This is a genomic window from Enterobacter cloacae complex sp. ECNIH7, from assembly GCF_002208095.1.
Taxonomy (GTDB): Bacteria; Pseudomonadota; Gammaproteobacteria; order Enterobacterales; family Enterobacteriaceae; genus Enterobacter; species Enterobacter cloacae_M.
Map to the genome: position 1 here is coordinate 728587 of NZ_CP017990.1, position 17158 is coordinate 745744.

Annotated in this window: 18 protein-coding genes and 1 other annotated feature (1 of these 19 cut by a window edge); of the genes, 11 read left to right on the top strand and 7 right to left on the bottom strand. The window is 56.5% G+C overall.

Translation table 11 applies throughout. From position 1 onward, the window contains the following. Positions 1–45 precede the first annotated feature (45 nt). Together lplA and WM95_RS03580 are read right to left on the bottom strand one after the other, a co-directional pair. A complete protein-coding gene (gene lplA, locus WM95_RS03575) occupies positions 46–1062 on the bottom strand; it encodes a lipoate--protein ligase LplA (RefSeq protein WP_063409714.1) in 1017 nt (338 codons plus the stop codon). Between the two features lie 39 nt (positions 1063–1101). After that, a complete protein-coding gene (locus WM95_RS03580; RefSeq protein WP_023310324.1) occupies positions 1102–1746 on the bottom strand; it encodes a YtjB family periplasmic protein in 645 nt (214 codons plus the stop codon). 117 nt (positions 1747–1863) lie between these two features. Here WM95_RS03580 and serB point away from each other — a divergent pair, with 117 nt between their 5' ends. The 3 genes from serB to nadR all read left to right on the top strand — a co-directional run bounded on the left by serB (position 1864) and on the right by nadR (position 5562). Further along, on the top strand, positions 1864–2832 hold the full coding sequence (serB, locus tag WM95_RS03585) for a phosphoserine phosphatase (protein WP_023310325.1): 969 nt from the start codon (positions 1864–1866) through the stop codon (positions 2830–2832). Between the two features lie 74 nt (positions 2833–2906). Beyond that, positions 2907–4292 (top strand): DNA repair protein RadA, encoded by a 1386-nt coding sequence (radA, locus tag WM95_RS03590; RefSeq protein ID WP_014068810.1) that lies wholly within the window; start codon positions 2907–2909, stop codon positions 4290–4292. Positions 4293–4329: 37 nt separating this feature from the next. Beyond that, positions 4330–5562, top strand: a complete 1233-nt coding sequence (gene nadR / locus WM95_RS03595; protein WP_063409713.1) for a multifunctional transcriptional regulator/nicotinamide-nucleotide adenylyltransferase/ribosylnicotinamide kinase NadR — start codon at positions 4330–4332, stop codon at positions 5560–5562. A gap of 93 nt (positions 5563–5655) precedes the next feature. Here nadR and WM95_RS03600 read toward each other — a convergent pair whose 3' ends face one another. After that, entirely contained in the window at positions 5656–6657 is a 1002-nt protein-coding gene (locus WM95_RS03600; RefSeq protein WP_023310327.1) for a zinc-binding alcohol dehydrogenase family protein, read from the bottom strand. Between the two features lie 108 nt (positions 6658–6765). Here WM95_RS03600 and WM95_RS03605 point away from each other — a divergent pair, with 108 nt between their 5' ends. Beyond that, the gene (locus tag WM95_RS03605) at positions 6766–7665 is read left to right on the top strand and encodes a LysR family transcriptional regulator (protein WP_063409712.1); all 900 of its coding nucleotides are present in this window, start codon (positions 6766–6768) and stop codon (positions 7663–7665) included. 91 nt (positions 7666–7756) lie between these two features. Here WM95_RS03605 and ettA read toward each other — a convergent pair whose 3' ends face one another. Beyond that, positions 7757–9424 (bottom strand): energy-dependent translational throttle protein EttA, encoded by a 1668-nt coding sequence (gene ettA / locus WM95_RS03610; protein ID WP_003856515.1) that lies wholly within the window; start codon positions 9422–9424, stop codon positions 7757–7759. Positions 9425–9651: 227 nt separating this feature from the next. Here ettA and sltY point away from each other — a divergent pair, with 227 nt between their 5' ends. Both sltY and trpR read left to right on the top strand, forming a co-directional pair. Further along, positions 9652–11589, top strand: coding sequence for a murein transglycosylase (sltY, locus tag WM95_RS03620; RefSeq protein ID WP_023310329.1), 1938 nt, complete (start codon positions 9652–9654; stop codon positions 11587–11589). A 55-nt stretch (positions 11590–11644) separates the two neighbouring features. Then, complete coding sequence (trpR, locus tag WM95_RS03625; RefSeq protein WP_023310330.1) at positions 11645–11974, top strand: trp operon repressor; 330 nt, start codon at positions 11645–11647, stop codon at positions 11972–11974. 27 nt (positions 11975–12001) lie between these two features. Here trpR and yjjX read toward each other — a convergent pair whose 3' ends face one another. Further along, complete coding sequence (gene yjjX, locus WM95_RS03630) at positions 12002–12517, bottom strand: inosine/xanthosine triphosphatase (protein WP_063408253.1); 516 nt, start codon at positions 12515–12517, stop codon at positions 12002–12004. 50 nt (positions 12518–12567) lie between these two features. On the opposite strand from yjjX, the gene gpmB reads away from it, so the two are divergent. Further along, a complete protein-coding gene (gene gpmB / locus WM95_RS03635; protein WP_023310332.1) occupies positions 12568–13215 on the top strand; it encodes a 2,3-diphosphoglycerate-dependent phosphoglycerate mutase GpmB in 648 nt (215 codons plus the stop codon). On the opposite strand, the gene robA is transcribed toward gpmB, so the two are convergent. After that, complete coding sequence (robA, locus tag WM95_RS03640; RefSeq protein ID WP_023310333.1) at positions 13212–14081, bottom strand: MDR efflux pump AcrAB transcriptional activator RobA; 870 nt, start codon at positions 14079–14081, stop codon at positions 13212–13214. The genes gpmB and robA overlap by 4 nt on opposite strands. 211 nt (positions 14082–14292) lie before the next feature. Here robA and creA point away from each other — a divergent pair, with 211 nt between their 5' ends. Next, complete coding sequence (gene creA, locus WM95_RS03645) at positions 14293–14766, top strand: protein CreA (protein ID WP_032660778.1); 474 nt, start codon at positions 14293–14295, stop codon at positions 14764–14766. 46 nt (positions 14767–14812) lie between these two features. Here the strand turns inward: creA and arcA are convergent, their stop codons facing one another. Further along, positions 14813–15529, bottom strand: a complete 717-nt coding sequence (arcA, locus tag WM95_RS03650; protein ID WP_003856501.1) for a two-component system response regulator ArcA — start codon at positions 15527–15529, stop codon at positions 14813–14815. Between the two features lie 95 nt (positions 15530–15624). On the opposite strand from arcA, the gene yjjY reads away from it, so the two are divergent. The 3 genes from yjjY (at position 15625) to thrL (ending at position 17131) form a co-directional block, all read left to right on the top strand. Continuing rightward, a complete protein-coding gene (gene yjjY / locus WM95_RS03655; protein WP_085928893.1) occupies positions 15625–15765 on the top strand; it encodes a protein YjjY in 141 nt (46 codons plus the stop codon). A 399-nt stretch (positions 15766–16164) separates the two neighbouring features. After that, complete coding sequence (locus tag WM95_RS03660; protein WP_032660775.1) at positions 16165–16851, top strand: tRNA/rRNA methyltransferase; 687 nt, start codon at positions 16165–16167, stop codon at positions 16849–16851. 211 nt (positions 16852–17062) lie between these two features. Then, the gene (gene thrL / locus WM95_RS03665; protein ID WP_015572623.1) at positions 17063–17131 is read left to right on the top strand and encodes a thr operon leader peptide; all 69 of its coding nucleotides are present in this window, start codon (positions 17063–17065) and stop codon (positions 17129–17131) included. Beyond that, positions 17070–17158, top strand: a sequence feature (Thr leader region) (it continues 29 nt past the right edge of the window). (Overlaps the previous gene by 62 nt.)

A 17158-nucleotide genomic window follows, 5' to 3' on the forward strand; every position in this document is an offset into this window, starting at 1 on the left:
CCTCTCCCTGTGGGAGAGGGCCGGGGTGAGGGCACCAGACCGCACCTAGCGCACGGCCTGTGCAATCCACGCCGACAGCTCCCGCAGCTCTTTTTCCTGCTCCGGGAAATCTCCGATCAACGCGTCGCATTCCTGCTGCAGCATATCTGCCCTGTACAAACAGCCCTGCAAACGTGCCGCCAGCGCCTCTAACGGTGCCGGGTTCAGGCTATCGGTAAACACCTGCGTGCGGGTGATATGGCCTTTCTCCACGTCAAAATGCAGCTCCACGCCGCCCCAGGTAAAACGCTCGTCCAGCAGATGGGAAAACGCAGGAGCCTGACCGAAGTTCCACTCCCAGCTGCTCTGGCGGGCGAAGGTTTCGGCGAAGTTGGGCAGGTCCGGGATTTTTTCAGGGGAGATGACTTCTGCTTCAACGCGCTCGCCGTAATGTTCAAAGAACGCGTCACCGATGGCATCGCAAATCTGCTCGTGCGTGATCCCCGGCAGCAGCTCCACCAGATTTGCCACGCGGCCGCGTACGGAGGTAATTCCTTTGGCCTGGAGCTTTTTCTTATCCGGATTCAGGTAGTTCGCCAGACGGCTCAGATCGGCGTTCAGCAACAGGGTGCCGTGGTGGAAGCCGCGATCCATCGTTTCACGGTAGGCGGAGCCGGAGACCTTCCGGTCACCCTCGGGGGTTTTCACCACCAGATCGTTACGCCCGGAGGCTTCCGCCGTCACGCCGAGTGAATTGAGCGCGTTGAGGACGATGGACGTTGAGATGGTTTTATCGTATTCCGGTTTGCCCGCCATAAAGGTAAAGCAGGTATTGCCCAGATCGTGAAACACCGCGCCGCCGCCGCTGCTTCTACGTGCGAGGCGGACGTTGTCCTCTTCCATACGCCGGGTGTTGCACTCTTTCCACGGGTTTTGCGCGCGGCCGATGACCACCGTATCGGCGTTACGCCACAGAAACAGTACGCGCTGGGTAGCGGGCATCTGGCGGAAGATGCACTCTTCTACCGCGAGATTAAACCAGGGATCGTAAGAGTCAGAGACAAGCAGGCGTAACGTCGTCATGGCAAAGTTCCTTTTCCGAATCGTTCGCCTACTTTATCACTAATCTTTCTTCTCGCTCTCTTCGTCTTCGGGGACGGATTTGCTGGCGGTCAGCAGGAACGGGGATTGCTGCCAGCGCGAGCGCTTGCCGCGAAGCAGGGTGCGCGCCAGCACAACGCCGATGGCGAGTGAAAGCAGCAGCATCAGGCGCAGAATATTGGTGGTATTATCGACCTGTTTGGCTTCAGTAGGCAGGGTGTGGGTATCGAGGGTCAGGCGCAGATAGCCCAGCGGGCCATTCTTCCCCTGAATAGGTTCGACAATCTGCTGGTTAAAGTAGCCCCCGGCTTTTTTCCCGTCCAGCGCCAGCCTGTCGCGCACGTCGACGTGCTCGCCCGCGCGGGCAATCAGATTGCCTTGCTCATCATAGACGCCAGCATCAAGAATGCGGCTGTTCTCCGTGAGCAGGCGTAAAACCTGGCCTATCCGCTTATCGTCCGGCGTTTCGGTACGCATGGACGGTGCGACGTTGAGCGTCACCTGGCGGGCCAGCGTGCGGGCCAGCTCTTCAAACTGCGGGTTGCGTTGCCGTTGATGGTTCTGGCTAAACCACGATGCCCCTTGCATCAGCACCACTAGTAGTGCGAGACAGGAAAGGACAATCACGGCGCGATGAAGCCGGAATTTCAGTTTTGCGCGAGCCATATTCCACCTGCTGAAAATTTACGGCTTAATGTTGCCAGAAGTGATGGTTACAGGGTAGCCTCATGCGTTATTTTCCCTCTGCAACCTTCCGGCGCGAACGAAATTACAGGAGCTTTAATGCCGAACATTACCTGGTGTGACCTGCCAACGGATGTCTCTTTATGGCCAGGATTGCCGCTCTCTTTAAGTGGCGATGAGGTGATGCCTCTGGATTACCACGCCGGTCGTAGCGGCTGGCTCCTCTACGGACGCGGTCTGGATAAGCAACGCCTGACTCAGTATCAAAGCAAGCTCGGTGCGGCAATGGTCATCGTCGCCGCCTGGTGCGTGGAAGACTACCAGGTTATTCGCCTGGCGGGTTCCCTGACGCAGCGCGCAACGCGTCTGGCGCATGACGCGGGGCTGGACGTCGCGCCGCTGGGCAAAATTCCGCATCTGAAAACCCCGGGCCTGCTGGTGATGGACATGGACTCAACCGCCATTCAGATCGAGTGTATTGACGAGATTGCGAAGCTGGCGGGCAGCGGCGAGCTGGTGGCGGAAGTCACCGAACGTGCGATGCGCGGCGAGCTGGACTTCACCGCCAGCCTGCGCCAGCGCGTGGCGACCCTGAAAGGGGCCGATGCCAACATTCTGCGTCAGGTGCGCGACGTGCTGCCGCTGATGCCTGGGCTGACGCAGCTGGTGCTGAAGCTACAGTCCCTCGGCTGGAAGGTGGCGATTGCCTCCGGTGGCTTCACCTTCTTCGCGGATTACCTGCGGGAAAAACTGCATCTGACCACCGTGGTGGCCAATGAGCTGGAGATCATGGACGGCAAGCTGACCGGCCAGGTGATCGGCGATATCGTAGATGCCCAGTACAAAGCCAATACGCTGACGCGTCTGGCGGAAAAATATGAAATTCCGGTCGTCCAGACCGTCGCCATCGGGGACGGCGCGAACGACCTGCCGATGATCAAAGCCGCCGGGCTGGGCATTGCCTACCATGCCAAGCCAAAAGTGAATGAAAAGACGGAAGTCACTATCCGTCACGCTGACCTGATGGGGGTGTTCTGCATTCTCTCCGGCAGCATTAATCAGAAATAACGGTCTGCTTTGTAGGCCGGGTAAGCGTAAGCGCCGCCCGGCACGCAGGCCGCACAGAAATAACGAGGTAAACCGTGGCGAAAGCTCCAAAACGCGCATTTGTCTGTAATGAATGTGGTGCGGATTATCCGCGCTGGCAGGGGCAATGCAGCGCCTGTCATGCCTGGAACACCATCACCGAAGTGCGTGGTGTGGCGGCTTCGCCGAGCGTGGCGCGCAATGAACGCCTGAGCGGCTATGCCGGTAACGCGGGCGTGGCGAAGGTGCAAAAACTTTCGGACATCAGCCTCGAAGAGCTGCCGCGCTTCTCCACCGGGTTCAAAGAGTTTGACCGCGTGCTCGGCGGCGGCGTGGTGCCGGGCAGCGCGATCCTGATCGGCGGTAACCCGGGCGCGGGTAAATCGACCCTGCTGCTGCAAACGCTCTGCAAGCTCGCCGAACAGATGAAAACCCTGTACGTCACGGGCGAAGAGTCACTGCAGCAGGTGGCGATGCGCGCGCACCGTCTGGGCCTGCCGACCGGCAACCTGAACATGCTCTCCGAAACCAGCATCGAGCAGATCTGCATGATCGCTGAAGAAGAGCAGCCGAAGCTGATGGTGATCGACTCCATCCAGGTGATGCACATGGCGGACATTCAGTCTTCGCCGGGCAGCGTCGCGCAGGTGCGTGAAACCGCGGCTTACCTGACGCGCTTTGCCAAAACGCGCGGCGTGGCGATTGTGATGGTCGGCCACGTGACCAAAGACGGCTCGCTGGCCGGGCCGAAGGTGCTGGAACACTGTATCGACTGCTCCGTGATGCTCGACGGCGACGCGGATTCCCGCTTCCGTACCCTGCGCAGCCACAAGAACCGCTTTGGGGCGGTGAACGAACTGGGCGTGTTTGCCATGACCGAACAGGGGCTGCGCGAAGTCAGCAACCCGTCGGCCATCTTCCTGAGCCGCGGCGATGAGATCACCTCCGGCAGCTCGGTGATGGTGCTGTGGGAAGGAACGCGCCCGCTGCTTGTTGAAATTCAGGCGCTGGTGGACGTGTCGATGATGGGCAACCCGCGGCGCGTGGCGGTCGGTCTGGAACAGAACCGTCTGGCGATCCTGTTGGCGGTGCTGCACCGTCACGGCGGGCTGCAGATGGCGGATCAGGACGTCTTCGTTAACGTGGTCGGCGGCGTCAAAGTCACGGAGACCAGCGCAGACCTGGCGCTGCTGCTGGCGATGGTCTCCAGCCTGCGAGACAGACCGCTGCCGCAGGATCTGGTGGTATTCGGCGAAGTGGGCCTCGCCGGGGAAATCCGTCCGGTACCCAGCGGCCAGGAGCGTATCTCCGAGGCGGCAAAACACGGTTTCCGCCGGGCGATCGTTCCCGCCGCCAACGTGCCGAAAAAGATCCCGGAAGGGATGCAGGTATTTGGCGTGAAAAAACTCGCAGATGCGTTAAATGTCTTTGACGACTTATAATTACGTAAATTTGATTTTGCAGGAGGCACCGTAATTTATGTCATCATTTGACTACATCAAGACCGCAATCCGCCAGAAGGGCTGCACGCTGCAGCAGGTGGCGGATGCCAGCGGCATGACCAAAGGCTACCTGAGCCAGCTGCTGAACGCCAAAATCAAAAGCCCCAGCGCGCAGAAGCTGGAAGCGCTGCACCGCTTTCTGGGGCTGGAATTCCCGCGTATGCAAAAGAACATCGGCGTGGTGTTCGGCAAGTTTTACCCCCTGCATACCGGACATATCTATCTGATCCAGCGCGCCTGTAGCCAGGTTGACGAGCTGCATATCATCATGGGATACGACGAAACCCGTGACCGTCAGCTGTTTGAAGACAGCGCCATGTCGCAGCAGCCGACCGTGCCGGACCGCCTGCGCTGGCTGCTCCAGACATTTAAGTACCAGAAAAATATTCGTATTCATGCCTTTAACGAAGAGGGCATGGAGCCGTATCCGCACGGCTGGGACGTGTGGAGCAACGGCATCAAAGCGTTTATGGAAGAGAAGGGCATTACGCCTAACTGGATCTACACCTCTGAAGAGTCCGACGCGCCGCAGTTCCGCGAGCATCTGGGTATCGAGACGGTGCTGATCGACCCGAAACGTACCTTTATGAACATCAGCGGAGCGCAGATCCGCGAGAACCCGTTCCGCTACTGGGATTACATCCCGACCGAGGTGAAGCCGTTCTTCGTGCGTACCGTCGCGATCCTGGGCGGCGAGTCGAGCGGGAAATCAACGCTGGTCAACAAGCTGGCGAACATCTTCAACACCACCAGCGCGTGGGAGTACGGCCGCGATTATGTCTTCTCGCACCTTGGCGGCGACGAGATGGCGCTGCAGTATTCCGACTACGACAAAATCGCGCTCGGTCATGCCCAGTACATTGATTTTGCGGTGAAATACGCCAACAAGGTGGCGTTTATCGATACCGATTTCGTGACCACGCAGGCGTTCTGTAAAAAATACGAAGGGCGCGAGCACCCGTTCGTGCAGGCGCTGATTGACGAATACCGCTTTGACCTGGTGATACTGCTGGAGAACAACACCCCGTGGGTGGCCGACGGCATGCGCAGCCTCGGCAGCTCCGTAGACAGGCGAGAGTTTCAGACCATGCTGGTGGAGATGCTCAACGAAAACAACGTTGAGTTTGTCCATGTGGAAGAGTCTGACTACGACTCCCGCTTCCTGCGCTGCGTCGAGCTGGTGAAGGAGATGATGGGGGAGCAGGGGTAAAAACTTACCCCTCACCTAACCCTCTCCCACAGGGAGAGGGGACGTTAACCTCCCTCTCCCTGTGGGAGAGGGCCGGTGAGGGCATCAAGCCATTCAGAACTCAACCACCACTTTCCCACGCATATGTCCCTCCAGCACTTTACGGTGCGCCTCGGTAATGCTCTCCACGCTCAGCCCGTGCAGCGTTTCGCTGAGCGAACTTTCCACCACGCCGTTATCCACCAGCTTTGCCACCTCATTGAGGATCTCACCCTGACGCGCCATATCCGCGGTCTGATACATGCTGCGGGTGTACATAAATTCCCAGTGCAGGGCGGCGGATTTGGACTTCAGCTTGTCCTGGTTCAGCGGACGTTCATTCTCAACGATGGAGCAGATATGCCCCTGAGGCGCAATCAGGTCGCTGACCGCATCCCAGTGTCCGTCGGTGTCGTTGAGGATGAAAATGTAATCCACAAAGGTCAGCCCCTGTTTCGTCAGCTCCCCTTTCAGGTCGCGGTAGTTGACGACAACGTCAGCCCCGCGATCGCGACACCAGCGGGCGGAATCTTCTCTTGATGCCGTCGCGATGATTTTCACCTTGCTGTTGTGCTTCGCAAATGGGATCGCCAGCGATCCCACTCCGCCCGCGCCGCCAATGATCAGCAGCGTTTTATCCGCCCCGGCATCCTGAATGTTCAGCCGCTCGAATAATCCTTCCCAGGCTGTAAGGGCGGTCAGTGGCAACGCGGCAGCCGCGGCCCAGCCGAGGCTGGCAGGCTTGTGTCCGACAATGCGCGCGTCGATCAGCTGGTGCGTGGTGTTGCTGCCCGGGCGGGTGATGTCGCCCGCGTACCACACTTCATCCCCCGGTTTGAATCCGGTGACGCCACCCCCAACGGCTTTGACGATCCCGCTGGCATCCCACCCGAGGATGCGCGGCTCATTCAGCCCGTTCCTGGCAATGCCCGCATGGACTTTGGTATCGACCGGGTTAACGGAGACGGCCTTCACCTCCACCAGCAGATCGTGCTCGCCGGGCTGCGGCATTGGCGGGGTGATTTCAATGAAGGTGGACGGATTTTCTGGGTTAACGGCAATGGCTTTAACAGACATGGTGTGCTCCTCAATGGAAAGCGTTTTGTTGAGGCTAGTCTATAAAGTGGCCAGCTGCGTGATAAGATGGACAATCAAGAACTCAGCGTTCGTACAGGATGAACAATCATGTTTAAACAGCTGCAGGATATGGCGCTTTTCGCGCTGGTGGCGGAGATGGGCAGCTTTACCGCGGCGGCCCGGAAGGCCGAACTGCCGAAATCCAGCGTTAGTCAGCGAATTAGCCAGCTGGAGCAGCAGGTGGGTATCCGCCTGCTGAACCGCACCACGCGCAGGATTAGCCTCACGTTTGCGGGCGAGCACTATCTGGTGCACTGTCGCGAGATGCTGGCGGCCAGCGAGCGGGCAGAGTACGCCATTCAGCGCCTGCGCGAAAACCCGAGCGGGCGGCTGCGGATCACCTGTCCGGCGGGGATAGGGGCGACGCTGCTGGCGCATATGAACGCCGAGTTCCAGCTTCGCTATCCTGACGTTTCGCTGGATGTGTCGATTTCTGATGACGTGGTGGATCTGGTCGAGGCCGGTTTTGACGTAGCGCTGCGCACCGGTAAGCCGCAGGACTCCTCCCTGATTGGCCGGATGATCGGGCACTGCCCGCGCTACATGCTGGCCTCGCCGGACTATCTGGCGCGTCGCGAGCCGCTGACGCATCCCCGCCAGCTGGTGGAGCACCGCTGCATTACGCACAGGGCGTGGTCGGAGTGGCTTCTGCGAAGCGAGAGCGAGGGTTACCGCTACCTGCCGGATAACGCGCACATGACCGATAATCTGGTATACGCCCGCGAGTGTGCGATTGCCGGTGCGGGGATCACGCTCTTACCCGCATTTCTGCTGGAAGATAAAATTGAAAAAGGTGCGCTGGTTCAGGTGCTGCCGGAGTGGAATGTTGAAGGTAACGATCTGTGGCTGGCGTATCCAAGCCGCAAGCTGAACTCGCCCGCGCTGATGAGCTATATCGACTTTGCGATGCAGTTTGACGAGGTGAAGCGGTATTACGTGGGTGGCTGAATTTGTGCGGCCTGATGCCCTCACCCTGACCCTCTCCCACGGGGAGAGGGTACAAACATAAAAAACGGCAACCGAGGTTGCCGTTTTGCTTTTATTTCGCGATACGCTTGTACTTAATACGCTTCGGCTCCAGCGCGTCGGCGCCCAGAGTGCGTTTCTTGTACTCTTCGTATTCGGTGAAGTTACCTTCGAAGAACTCCACTTTACCTTCGTCCTGGTAGTCCAGGATGTGGGTCGCGATACGGTCCAGGAACCAGCGGTCGTGCGAGATAACCATCGCGCAGCCCGGGAACTCCAGCAGGGCGTTTTCCAGCGCGCGCAGGGTTTCAATATCCAGGTCGTTGGTTGGTTCATCAAGCAGCAGAACGTTACCGCCCACCTGCAGCAGCTTCGCCAGGTGCAGACGACCGCGCTCACCGCCGGACAGTTCGCCCACGCGTTTGCCCTGGTCGGTGCCTTTAAAGTTAAAGCGGCCAACATAGGCGCGGCTTGGCATTTCGGTGTTGCCGATACGCATGATATCCAGACCGCCGGAGACTTCTTCCCACACGGTTTTGCTGTTGTCCATCGCGTCACGGAACTGGTCAACGGAGGCCAGCTTCACGGTCTCACCCAGGGTGATAGAGCCGCTGTCAGGCTGTTCCTGGCCGGACATCATGCGGAACAGGGTCGATTTACCCGCGCCGTTCGGACCGATGATGCCAACGATAGCGCCTTTCGGTACGGAGAAGGTCAGGTCGTCGATCAGCACACGGTCGCCGTAGGACTTACGCAGGTTGGTAACTTCAACCACTTTATCCCCCAGACGTGCTCCAGGTGGAATAAACAGTTCGTTGGTTTCGTTACGTTTCTGGTATTCGGTGTTGTTCAGCTCTTCGAAGCGTGCCAGACGGGCTTTGCCCTTAGACTGGCGGCCTTTCGCGCCCTGACGAACCCACTCCAGCTCTTTCTCGATAGACTTACGACGCGCCGCTTCCTGTGAAGCTTCCTGCGCCAGACGCTGATCTTTCTGCTCCAGCCAGGAAGAGTAGTTGCCTTCCCACGGAATACCTTCACCGCGGTCCAGCTCCAGGATCCAGCCAGCGACGTTGTCGAGGAAGTAACGGTCGTGGGTAATCGCCACAACGGTACCTTCGAAGTCGTGCAGGAAGCGCTCCAGCCACGCCACGGATTCTGCATCCAGGTGGTTAGTCGGTTCGTCGAGCAGCAGCATGTCTGGTTTTTCCAGCAGCAGGCGGCACAGCGCCACGCGGCGGCGTTCACCACCGGAGAGGTTAGCGATTTTCGCATCCCAGTCCGGCAGACGCAGGGCATCAGCCGCGCGCTCCAGCTGCACGTTCAGGTTGTGACCGTCGTGCGCCTGGATGATCTCTTCATACTTGCCCTGCTGTGCGGCCAGCTTGTCGAAGTCCGCATCCGGCTCGGCGTATTTGGCATACACTTCGTCCAGACCTTTCAGCGCGTTAACCACTTCGGATACCGCTTCTTCAACGGATTCGCGAACGGTGTGTTCCGGGTTCAGCTGAGGTTCCTGCGGCAGGTAACCAATCTTGATGCCGGGCTGCGGACGGGCTTCACCTTCGATGTCTGTATCAATGCCGGCCATGATGCGCAGCAGGGTGGACTTACCGGCACCGTTGAGACCCAGAACACCGATTTTTGCGCCCGGGAAGAAGCTCAGCGAGATATTTTTAAGAATATGACGTTTCGGCGGGACAACTTTGCCGACACGATGCATGGTATAAACGAATTGAGCCACGTTGGACTTCGCCTCTTTTATCGTAATGAGAAGGAATTTCAGCCTCGAAGTGTAGCCTTTTTCACGTCCTAATCCCAGCCAGGAACGTCGGGAGTGTTAAAACGCGCAAGAAAGGTAAAAAAGTGTCCATGACGTGGCGCGTTGAAGGATGCCTGGTTAGCATAAGTTAATTAGACTTTGACGTAGCAAGACGCTGCAATTGACGAAAAAACAATGAGGAAGAGCTTGTGGAAAAAGCCAAACGGGTGGTCTGGCGTCTGCTGGCTGCCAGCGTATGCGTAATGGCGGTAAGCCAGGCGGTGCATGCCGATTCACTGGATGAACAACGTAACCGCTACGCCCAGATTAAACAGGCGTGGGACAACAAGCAGATGGATACCGTGCAGGCGCTGATGCCGACGCTAAAGGATTATCCGCTGTATCCGTATCTGGAGTATCGCCAGATCACGGACGACCTGATGAACCAGCCTACCGTCACCGTGAATAACTTCATTCAGGCGAACCCGACCCTGCCGCCTGCCCGAAATCTCCAGTCTCGTTTCGTTAACGAGCTGGCGCGTCGCGAAGACTGGCGCGGCCTGCTGGCGTTTAGCCCTGAAAAGCCGAACGCCACCGAAGCCCAGTGTAACTATTACTACGCAAAATGGGCGACCGGCCAGCAGGAAGAGGCCTGGGCAGGAGCGAAAGAGCTCTGGCTGACCGGAAAAAACCAGCCGAACGCCTGTGATTCCCTGTTTAGCGCGTGGCGTGCTTCCGGCAAGCAGGACCCGCTCTCCTACCTTGAGCGCATTCGTCTGGCGATGAAAGCCGGTAACACGCGTCTGGTGACCACGCTGGCGGGGCAGATGCCGTCCGATTACCAGACGATCTCCACGGCGGTTATCGGGCTTGCAAACGATCCCAACAGCGTGCTGACCTTTGCCCGCAGTACGGGCGCGACCGATTTTACCCGCCAGATGGCGGCGGTGGCCTTTGCCAGCGTGGCGCGTGACGATGTGGAAAACGCGCGGCTGATGATCCCGCAGCTGGTGCAGGCGCAGCAGCTCAATGAGGAGCAAACCCAGGAGCTGCGCGACATCGTGGCGTGGCGACTGATGGGCACCGATGTGACCGATGAACAGGCGCGCTGGCGTGACGATGCGATTATGCGTTCGAATTCTACGTCGCTGGTGGAACGCCGCGTGCGCATGGCGCTGGGCACGGGCGATCGCCGTGGGCTGAATACATGGCTCGCGCGCTTGCCAATGGAGGCCAAAGAGAAAGACGAATGGCGCTACTGGCAGGCCGATCTGCTGATGGAGCGCGGCCGTGATGATGAAGCCAAAGAGATCCTCCATACGCTGATGCAGCAGCGCGGGTTTTACCCAATGGCTGCCGCGCAGCGTCTGGGCGAGGAATACACCTTCCGTATAGATAAAGCGCCTGCCAACGCGAACCCGGCGCTGACGCAGGGGCCAGAAATGGCGCGCGTTCGCGAGCTGATGTACTGGAATATGGATAACACCGCGCGCAGCGAGTGGGCGAATCTGGTGACCAGCCGCACCACCGATGAGAAAGCCCAGCTTGCCCGCTATGCGTTTGATAATCACTGGTGGGATCTCAGCGTGCAGGCGACGATCGCCGGCAAGCTTTGGGATCATCTGGAAGAGCGTTTCCCGCTGGCGTACAAAGATCTTTTCGATCGCTACACCAGCGGTAAAGATATCCCGCAAAGCTACGCGATGGCGATTGCCCGTCAGGAGAGCGCCTGGAACCCGAAAGTCCGTTCCCCGGTGGGCGCCAGCGGCCTGATGCAGATTATGCCAGGCACGGCGACGCACACGGTGAAGATGTTTAATATTCCGGGGTACAGCAGTCCGTCGCAGCTTCTGGATCCGGATACCAACATCAATATCGGTACCAGCTATCTCCAGTACGTGTATCAGCAGTTCGGCAATAACCGCATCTTCTCATCGGCGGCGTATAACGCGGGGCCAGGACGCGTGCGCACCTGGCTCGGCAACAGCGCCGGACGCATCGACGCGGTAGCGTTTGTGGAGAGTATCCCGTTCTCGGAAACGCGCGGCTACGTGAAGAACGTGCTGGCCTATGACGCTTACTATCGCTACTTCATGGGGCAGAAAGATACCCTGATGAGCGATGCCGAGTGGCAGAGGCGTTACTGATCGGCGTGGGTTGTGTTATGCTGTACTCGCTAAAGAGTACAAGAGGCAGCATAACATGACCCAGCATTCCCCGTATTCCTCGGCAATGGCCGAACAACGTCATCTGGAGTGGCTTCGTTTTGTGGAGCTGCTGCGTCAGTCTTACGAACAGGATCTGCATTTACCCCTGATGCAGCTGATGCTCACGCCGGACGAGCGTGAGGCGCTGGGCACGCGCGTGCGGATCATTGAAGAGTTGCTGCGCGGAGAAATGAGCCAGCGCGAGCTGAAAAATGAGCTTGGCGCGGGTATTGCAACGATCACCCGCGGCTCGAACAGCCTGAAGTCGGCGCCGGTTGAGCTGCGCCAGTGGCTGGAAGCGGTATTGCTGAAAAATGCCGGATGACGGCTTTTCTTTATTCGGCCAACAAACTTACCGATAAATCGCGTTATGGAACGGGCTTAACGCCAGAATCACGGCCTGGTGGTAAACGCCTGAACGCGTCAGCTTGCCAGCGGTAAAGACGCCAATAGCCCCTTCTTTACGGCCAATCTCATCGATTCCGGTATACTGCGACATCACTGGCCCGAGCGCTTCACCCGCACGGACTTTTTCCAGAATGATCTCCGGCAGCGGCAGGGTGGCCGAACGCGCTTCACCGCGCTGCTCGCGGCTTTCGATGACAACCCAGCTAAATGTTGCGCCTTCGTCGATGCCTGCTTCAATCGCTACCCAAAAGTCAGCATCCGGTACGGCAGCCTTCGCGTTTGCCACGCGATTTCGTGCGCCAGCGCGCGTTTCCTCGCTGCCAAACGGCTGTTCAGGAACGCCACTCTCGACGCCGATGGCCTCAATATGGCAGGATCCTGCGCCGAAGATCTCGTCAAATGCCCTTAGAATTGCCTGAATTTTGGCAGGATTAGTGGTAGCAGAGACAACATGGTGCATAATTAAGCTCGATTCAAAAAAAACTCATCGCAGTATAACGGAAAAAAAGCATGTTACAGGTATACCTTGTTCGCCACGGTGAAACGCAGTGGAACGCCGAGCGACGTATTCAAGGCCAGTCAGACAGTCCTCTCACCGAGAAGGGGGTGCAGCAAGCGTGGCAGGTGGCGGAACGCGCCAGAACGCTGGGCATTACCCACGTGATTACCAGCGATTTAGGTCGCACACAGCAGACGGCGCGCATCATCGCAGATGCCTGCGGCTGTGACGTCATGCTGGAGCCGCGTCTGCGCGAGCTGGATATGGGCGTGCTGGAGAAACGCCATATCGATACGCTGACGGAAGCGGAGGAGGGCTGGCGCCGCACGCTGGTGAACGGTACCGAAGATGGTCGAATTCCTGAAGGCGAATCCATGCAGGAGCTCAGCGTACGCATGCATGCCGCCCTGGCGGAATGCCTGAAGCTGCCGGCGGGAAGCCGTCCGCTGCTGGTGAGTCACGGGATTGCGTTGGGTTGCCTGGTGAGCACGATTCTGGGGCTACCGGCTTACGCCGAGCGCCGTTTGCGTCTGCGCAACTGCTCCATTTCCCGGATTGATTATCAGGAAAGCGCGTGGCTGGCGTCAGGTTGGGTCGTGGAGATGGCAGGGGACATTTCGCATCTCGATGCCCCTGCGCTTGACGAACTGCAGCGTTAACGACGGATCGGAATCAAGAATTCCATACGCAGATTGATTGGGCCTTCTTCCGGTTTGGCATCCTGCGCCGGGTAGTAGCGCTCAATGTCCTGACCTTTACGGCGATTCAGATTCAGCATCGGCATGCAGGTTCCGTAAACGGTCAGGATAAACTCCTGAACCCCCGTTCCCAGCCCTTCATAGGCGAACATTACGTATTCGCCGCCTTCCAGCACGACAGGCTTCGAACCCTGAATATACCCATTCGCCATCTCTGGCGTCAGCGCGGTGGTGTAGAACACCTCCTGCTCGTCGTCTTTTTCCTGGCTTGGGTGCGTTTCGTTGAGGCCATACAGGATTGGCGGGATCGTCGGTGCGTGGCTCAGGAAGTCGCGCCAGAACTGGACGCGCATCTGATGACGGAACTCAGAAATCTGCTCCAGTGAACAGGAGTAGCTCTGCGTCGTGCCGATCAGATGGGTTTCCGGCAGCGCGACAATTTCATATTTCGGCATCGCGAACTCGCCCAGACGCAGCGGCGGACGCATGCCAAACGAGCTCCAGTCAGGCGAGCGACGATACAGCGCTGGCGTCAACGAGAACTGTTTTTTAAAGGCGCGGGTGAAGGTCTGCTGCGAATCGAAACGATATTGCAGAGCAATATCCAGAATCGGCCGCGCGGTCAGGCGCAAAGCCACCGCAGATTTTGATAAACGACGTGCGCGAATATAGGCCCCGATAGCATGACCGGTGACATCCTTGAACATCCTTTGCAGATGCCACTTGGAATAGCCTGCTTTAGCCGCCACATTATCCAGTGACAAAGGCTGGTCGAGATGACCTTCCAGCCAGGTGAGCAGGTCGCGAATAATTCCAGCCTGATCCATATACTATCCTCATCCTTAAAACAGCAGGTGCCTGATAACAGGTTAGCGGATAATAGCATTTTTTGATGTTTTAGCATTCAGTGTTTTTTTTGCGCATTCATGCTTTTTAGAGCACATTACAGGCAGATATATTCTAATCCTGTGATCTTGCTACATTTTTGCCTAAAGTGTTGAATAATCGCTCAGTGTAATTTTAAAGAATGGTAACAATATGAAATACAAGACTTTGATCTTCACCGCGTTGATGCTGATGGTCGGGCGCGTGGCGCAGGCAGAGCAGATTGGCTCCGTCGATACCGTGTTCAAAATGTTCGGCCCGGACCACAAAATCGTGGTGGAGGCGTTTGACGATCCGGACGTGAAAAACGTCACCTGCTACGTCAGCCGCGCGAAAACGGGCGGTATCAAAGGCGGGCTGGGACTGGCGGAAGATACTTCCGATGCGGCGATTTCTTGTCAGCAGGTGGGGCCGGTTGAGTTGAGCGATAAAATTAAAAACGGCAAAGCGCAGGGCGACGTTGTATTCCAGAAACGGACTTCGCTGGTATTCAAAAAACTGCAGGTGGTGCGTTTCTATGATGCCAAACGCAACACCCTGGCGTACCTTGCCTACTCTGACAAAGTGGTGGAAGGCTCGCCGAAAAACGCAATCAGCGCGGTGCCGATTATGCCGTGGCGGGAATAAAAAAAACGGCGCAAAGGCGCCGTTTTTTAATGCGTTAACTGCGGGATTATTCCTGCAGATCGCCGCAGAAACGATACCCTTCGCCGTGGATCGTGGCGATGATTTCCGGCGTATCTGGCGTAGATTCGAAATGCTTACGAATACGACGAATGGTCACGTCTACGGTACGGTCGTGCGGTTTCAGCTCACGACCGGTCATTTTCTTCAGCAGCTCTGCACGGGACTGAATTTTGCCCGGGTTTTCGCAGAAGTGCAGCATCGCGCGGAATTCACTGCGCGGCAGTTTATACTGCTCACCGTTCGGGCTAATCAGCGAACGGCTATTGATATCAAGTTCCCAGCCGTTGAATTTGTAGCTGTCTACGCTACGACGCTCTTCGCTGACCGTACCCAGGTTCATGGTGCGGGACAGCAGGTTGCGTGCACGAATGGTTAACTCGCGAGGATTGAACGGCTTGGTGATGTAGTCATCCGCACCGATTTCCAGGCCAAGAATTTTATCAACTTCGTTATCACGGCCCGTCAGGAACATTAACGCGACGTTCGCCTGCTCGCGCAGTTCGCGCGCCAGAAGAAGACCGTTTTTGCCCGGCAGGTTAATATCCATGATCACCAGGTTGATATCATTTTCAGAAAGGATCTGATGCATCTCTGCGCCATCGGTCGCTTCAAAGACATCGTAGCCTTCTGCTTCGAAAATGCTCTTTAACGTGTTGCGTGTTACCAACTCGTCTTCAACGATAAGAATGTGCGGGGTCTGCATGTTTGCTACCTAAATTGCCAACTAAATCGAAACAGGAAGTACAAAAGTCCCTGACCTGCCTGATGCATGTCGCAAATTAACATGATCGGCTTAACGTGACTAAAGTACGTAATTGCGTTCTTGATGCACTTTCCATCAACGTCAACAACATCATTAGCTTGGTCTTGGGTACTTTCCCTTTGGACCCGACAGTGTCAAAAACGGCTGTCATCCTAACCATTTTAACAGCAACATAACAGGCTAAGTGACACCAGACACCCAATAAAACTACGCTTCGTTGACATATATCAAGTTCAATTGTAGCACGTTAACAGTTTGATGAAATCATCGTAGCGGAATGCTAGCCTTTGTCACAATTTTTCAATAAACCAACTAGTTGCGGACATTGATTTATAAACGAAGCGAATCCAATCAGAATAGGGTATTCATGTTGCTATTATCATTATAAAACATAGGGATAATGGTGTTCTGTTAACATTCTAACTGATTGTTCAGACAAGGAATAGTTTAGCGTTTTTAATTTGTTATGAAACGCTATTTCGGTGATTTGTGTTGCAATTTTGTAAATTCGCGCTGCGTAATATGTTGAAGTGCATCACATTTTTACCCGCTAACTGATTAAAAAGAGAGCATAAATGCATCTGTCGATTGTACTGGTTGCCCCAGCCAGAGCCGAAAATATAGGCGCTGCCGCGCGTGCCATGAAAACCATGGGGTTCACAGATTTACGTATCGTGGACAGCACTGCCCACCTGGAGCCTGCGGCTCGTTGGGTAGCCCACGGATCGGGCGATATCCTCGATAATATAACCACTTACGCTACGCTTGCTGATGCGCTGCACGACATTTCGTTTACCGTTGCGACCACCGCGCGCAGCCGTGCGAAGTTCCATTACTATGCCACGCCAGCGGAGCTGGTGCCGATGCTGAGCGAGAAAAGCCAGTGGCTGGAGAAGGCCGCGCTGGTGTTTGGTCGCGAAGATTCCGGATTAACCAACGAAGAGCTGGAGCTGGCGGACGTTCTTACCGGTGCGCCGATGGTCGCCGATTATCCCTCCCTGAATTTAGGCCAGGCGGTCATGGTTTACTGCTATCAATTAGCCTCCCTAATACAAATCCCCCAACCTCCGGCAGAAGGGGCAAATGAAAATCAGCTGGCTGCGCTGCGCGCTCGCGTTGAGCAACTCTTGTCTCAGCTGGGGGTAGCGGACGATCAGAAAATGGCTGACTGGCTGCAGCAGCGTTTGGGCCGTCTTGAGCAGCGGGACACCGCAATGCTGCACCGTTTGCTGCACGATATTGAAAAAAAATTAGCGGAGTAAAATCCTGTCATAAGTTTTTACTATGGAGAATAAGTCTGTCCTGATGGGTTGCATCTGGGCGAATCGGATGAAAATAAATCTGCAAACAGCGGGAGGTGAGAGTCTCCCGAATTGTGATCAAATTAAAAATTCGTTGACTTAAGGTGCCCGATCCTTTAACCCTAAAAGAATACAGGACAGACAGATAATAATGACAGAGTACACAACATCCATGAAACGCATCAGCATCACCACCATTACTACAACCATCATCATTACCACAGGTAACGATGCGGGCTGACGCGTACAGGAAAAACAAAAAAAAGCC

What these genes read in the sequence shown, in the direction of transcription:
- lplA (WP_063409714.1), bottom strand. Translation starts at nt 1,062, where the DNA reads ATGACGACGTTACGCCTGCTTGTCTCTGACTCTTACGATCCCTGGTTT.
- WM95_RS03580 (WP_023310324.1), bottom strand. Translation starts at nt 1,746, where the DNA reads ATGGCTCGCGCAAAACTGAAATTCCGGCTTCATCGCGCCGTGATTGTC.
- serB (WP_023310325.1), top strand. Translation starts at nt 1,864, where the DNA reads ATGCCGAACATTACCTGGTGTGACCTGCCAACGGATGTCTCTTTATGG.
- nadR (WP_063409713.1), top strand. Translation starts at nt 4,330, where the DNA reads ATGTCATCATTTGACTACATCAAGACCGCAATCCGCCAGAAGGGCTGC.
- WM95_RS03600 (WP_023310327.1), bottom strand. Translation starts at nt 6,657, where the DNA reads ATGTCTGTTAAAGCCATTGCCGTTAACCCAGAAAATCCGTCCACCTTC.
- WM95_RS03605 (WP_063409712.1), top strand. Translation starts at nt 6,766, where the DNA reads ATGTTTAAACAGCTGCAGGATATGGCGCTTTTCGCGCTGGTGGCGGAG.
- trpR (WP_023310330.1), top strand. Translation starts at nt 11,645, where the DNA reads ATGACCCAGCATTCCCCGTATTCCTCGGCAATGGCCGAACAACGTCAT.
- yjjX (WP_063408253.1), bottom strand. Translation starts at nt 12,517, where the DNA reads ATGCACCATGTTGTCTCTGCTACCACTAATCCTGCCAAAATTCAGGCA.
- gpmB (WP_023310332.1), top strand. Translation starts at nt 12,568, where the DNA reads ATGTTACAGGTATACCTTGTTCGCCACGGTGAAACGCAGTGGAACGCC.
- robA (WP_023310333.1), bottom strand. Translation starts at nt 14,081, where the DNA reads ATGGATCAGGCTGGAATTATTCGCGACCTGCTCACCTGGCTGGAAGGT.
- creA (WP_032660778.1), top strand. Translation starts at nt 14,293, where the DNA reads ATGAAATACAAGACTTTGATCTTCACCGCGTTGATGCTGATGGTCGGG.
- arcA (WP_003856501.1), bottom strand. Translation starts at nt 15,529, where the DNA reads ATGCAGACCCCGCACATTCTTATCGTTGAAGACGAGTTGGTAACACGC.
- WM95_RS03660 (WP_032660775.1), top strand. Translation starts at nt 16,165, where the DNA reads ATGCATCTGTCGATTGTACTGGTTGCCCCAGCCAGAGCCGAAAATATA.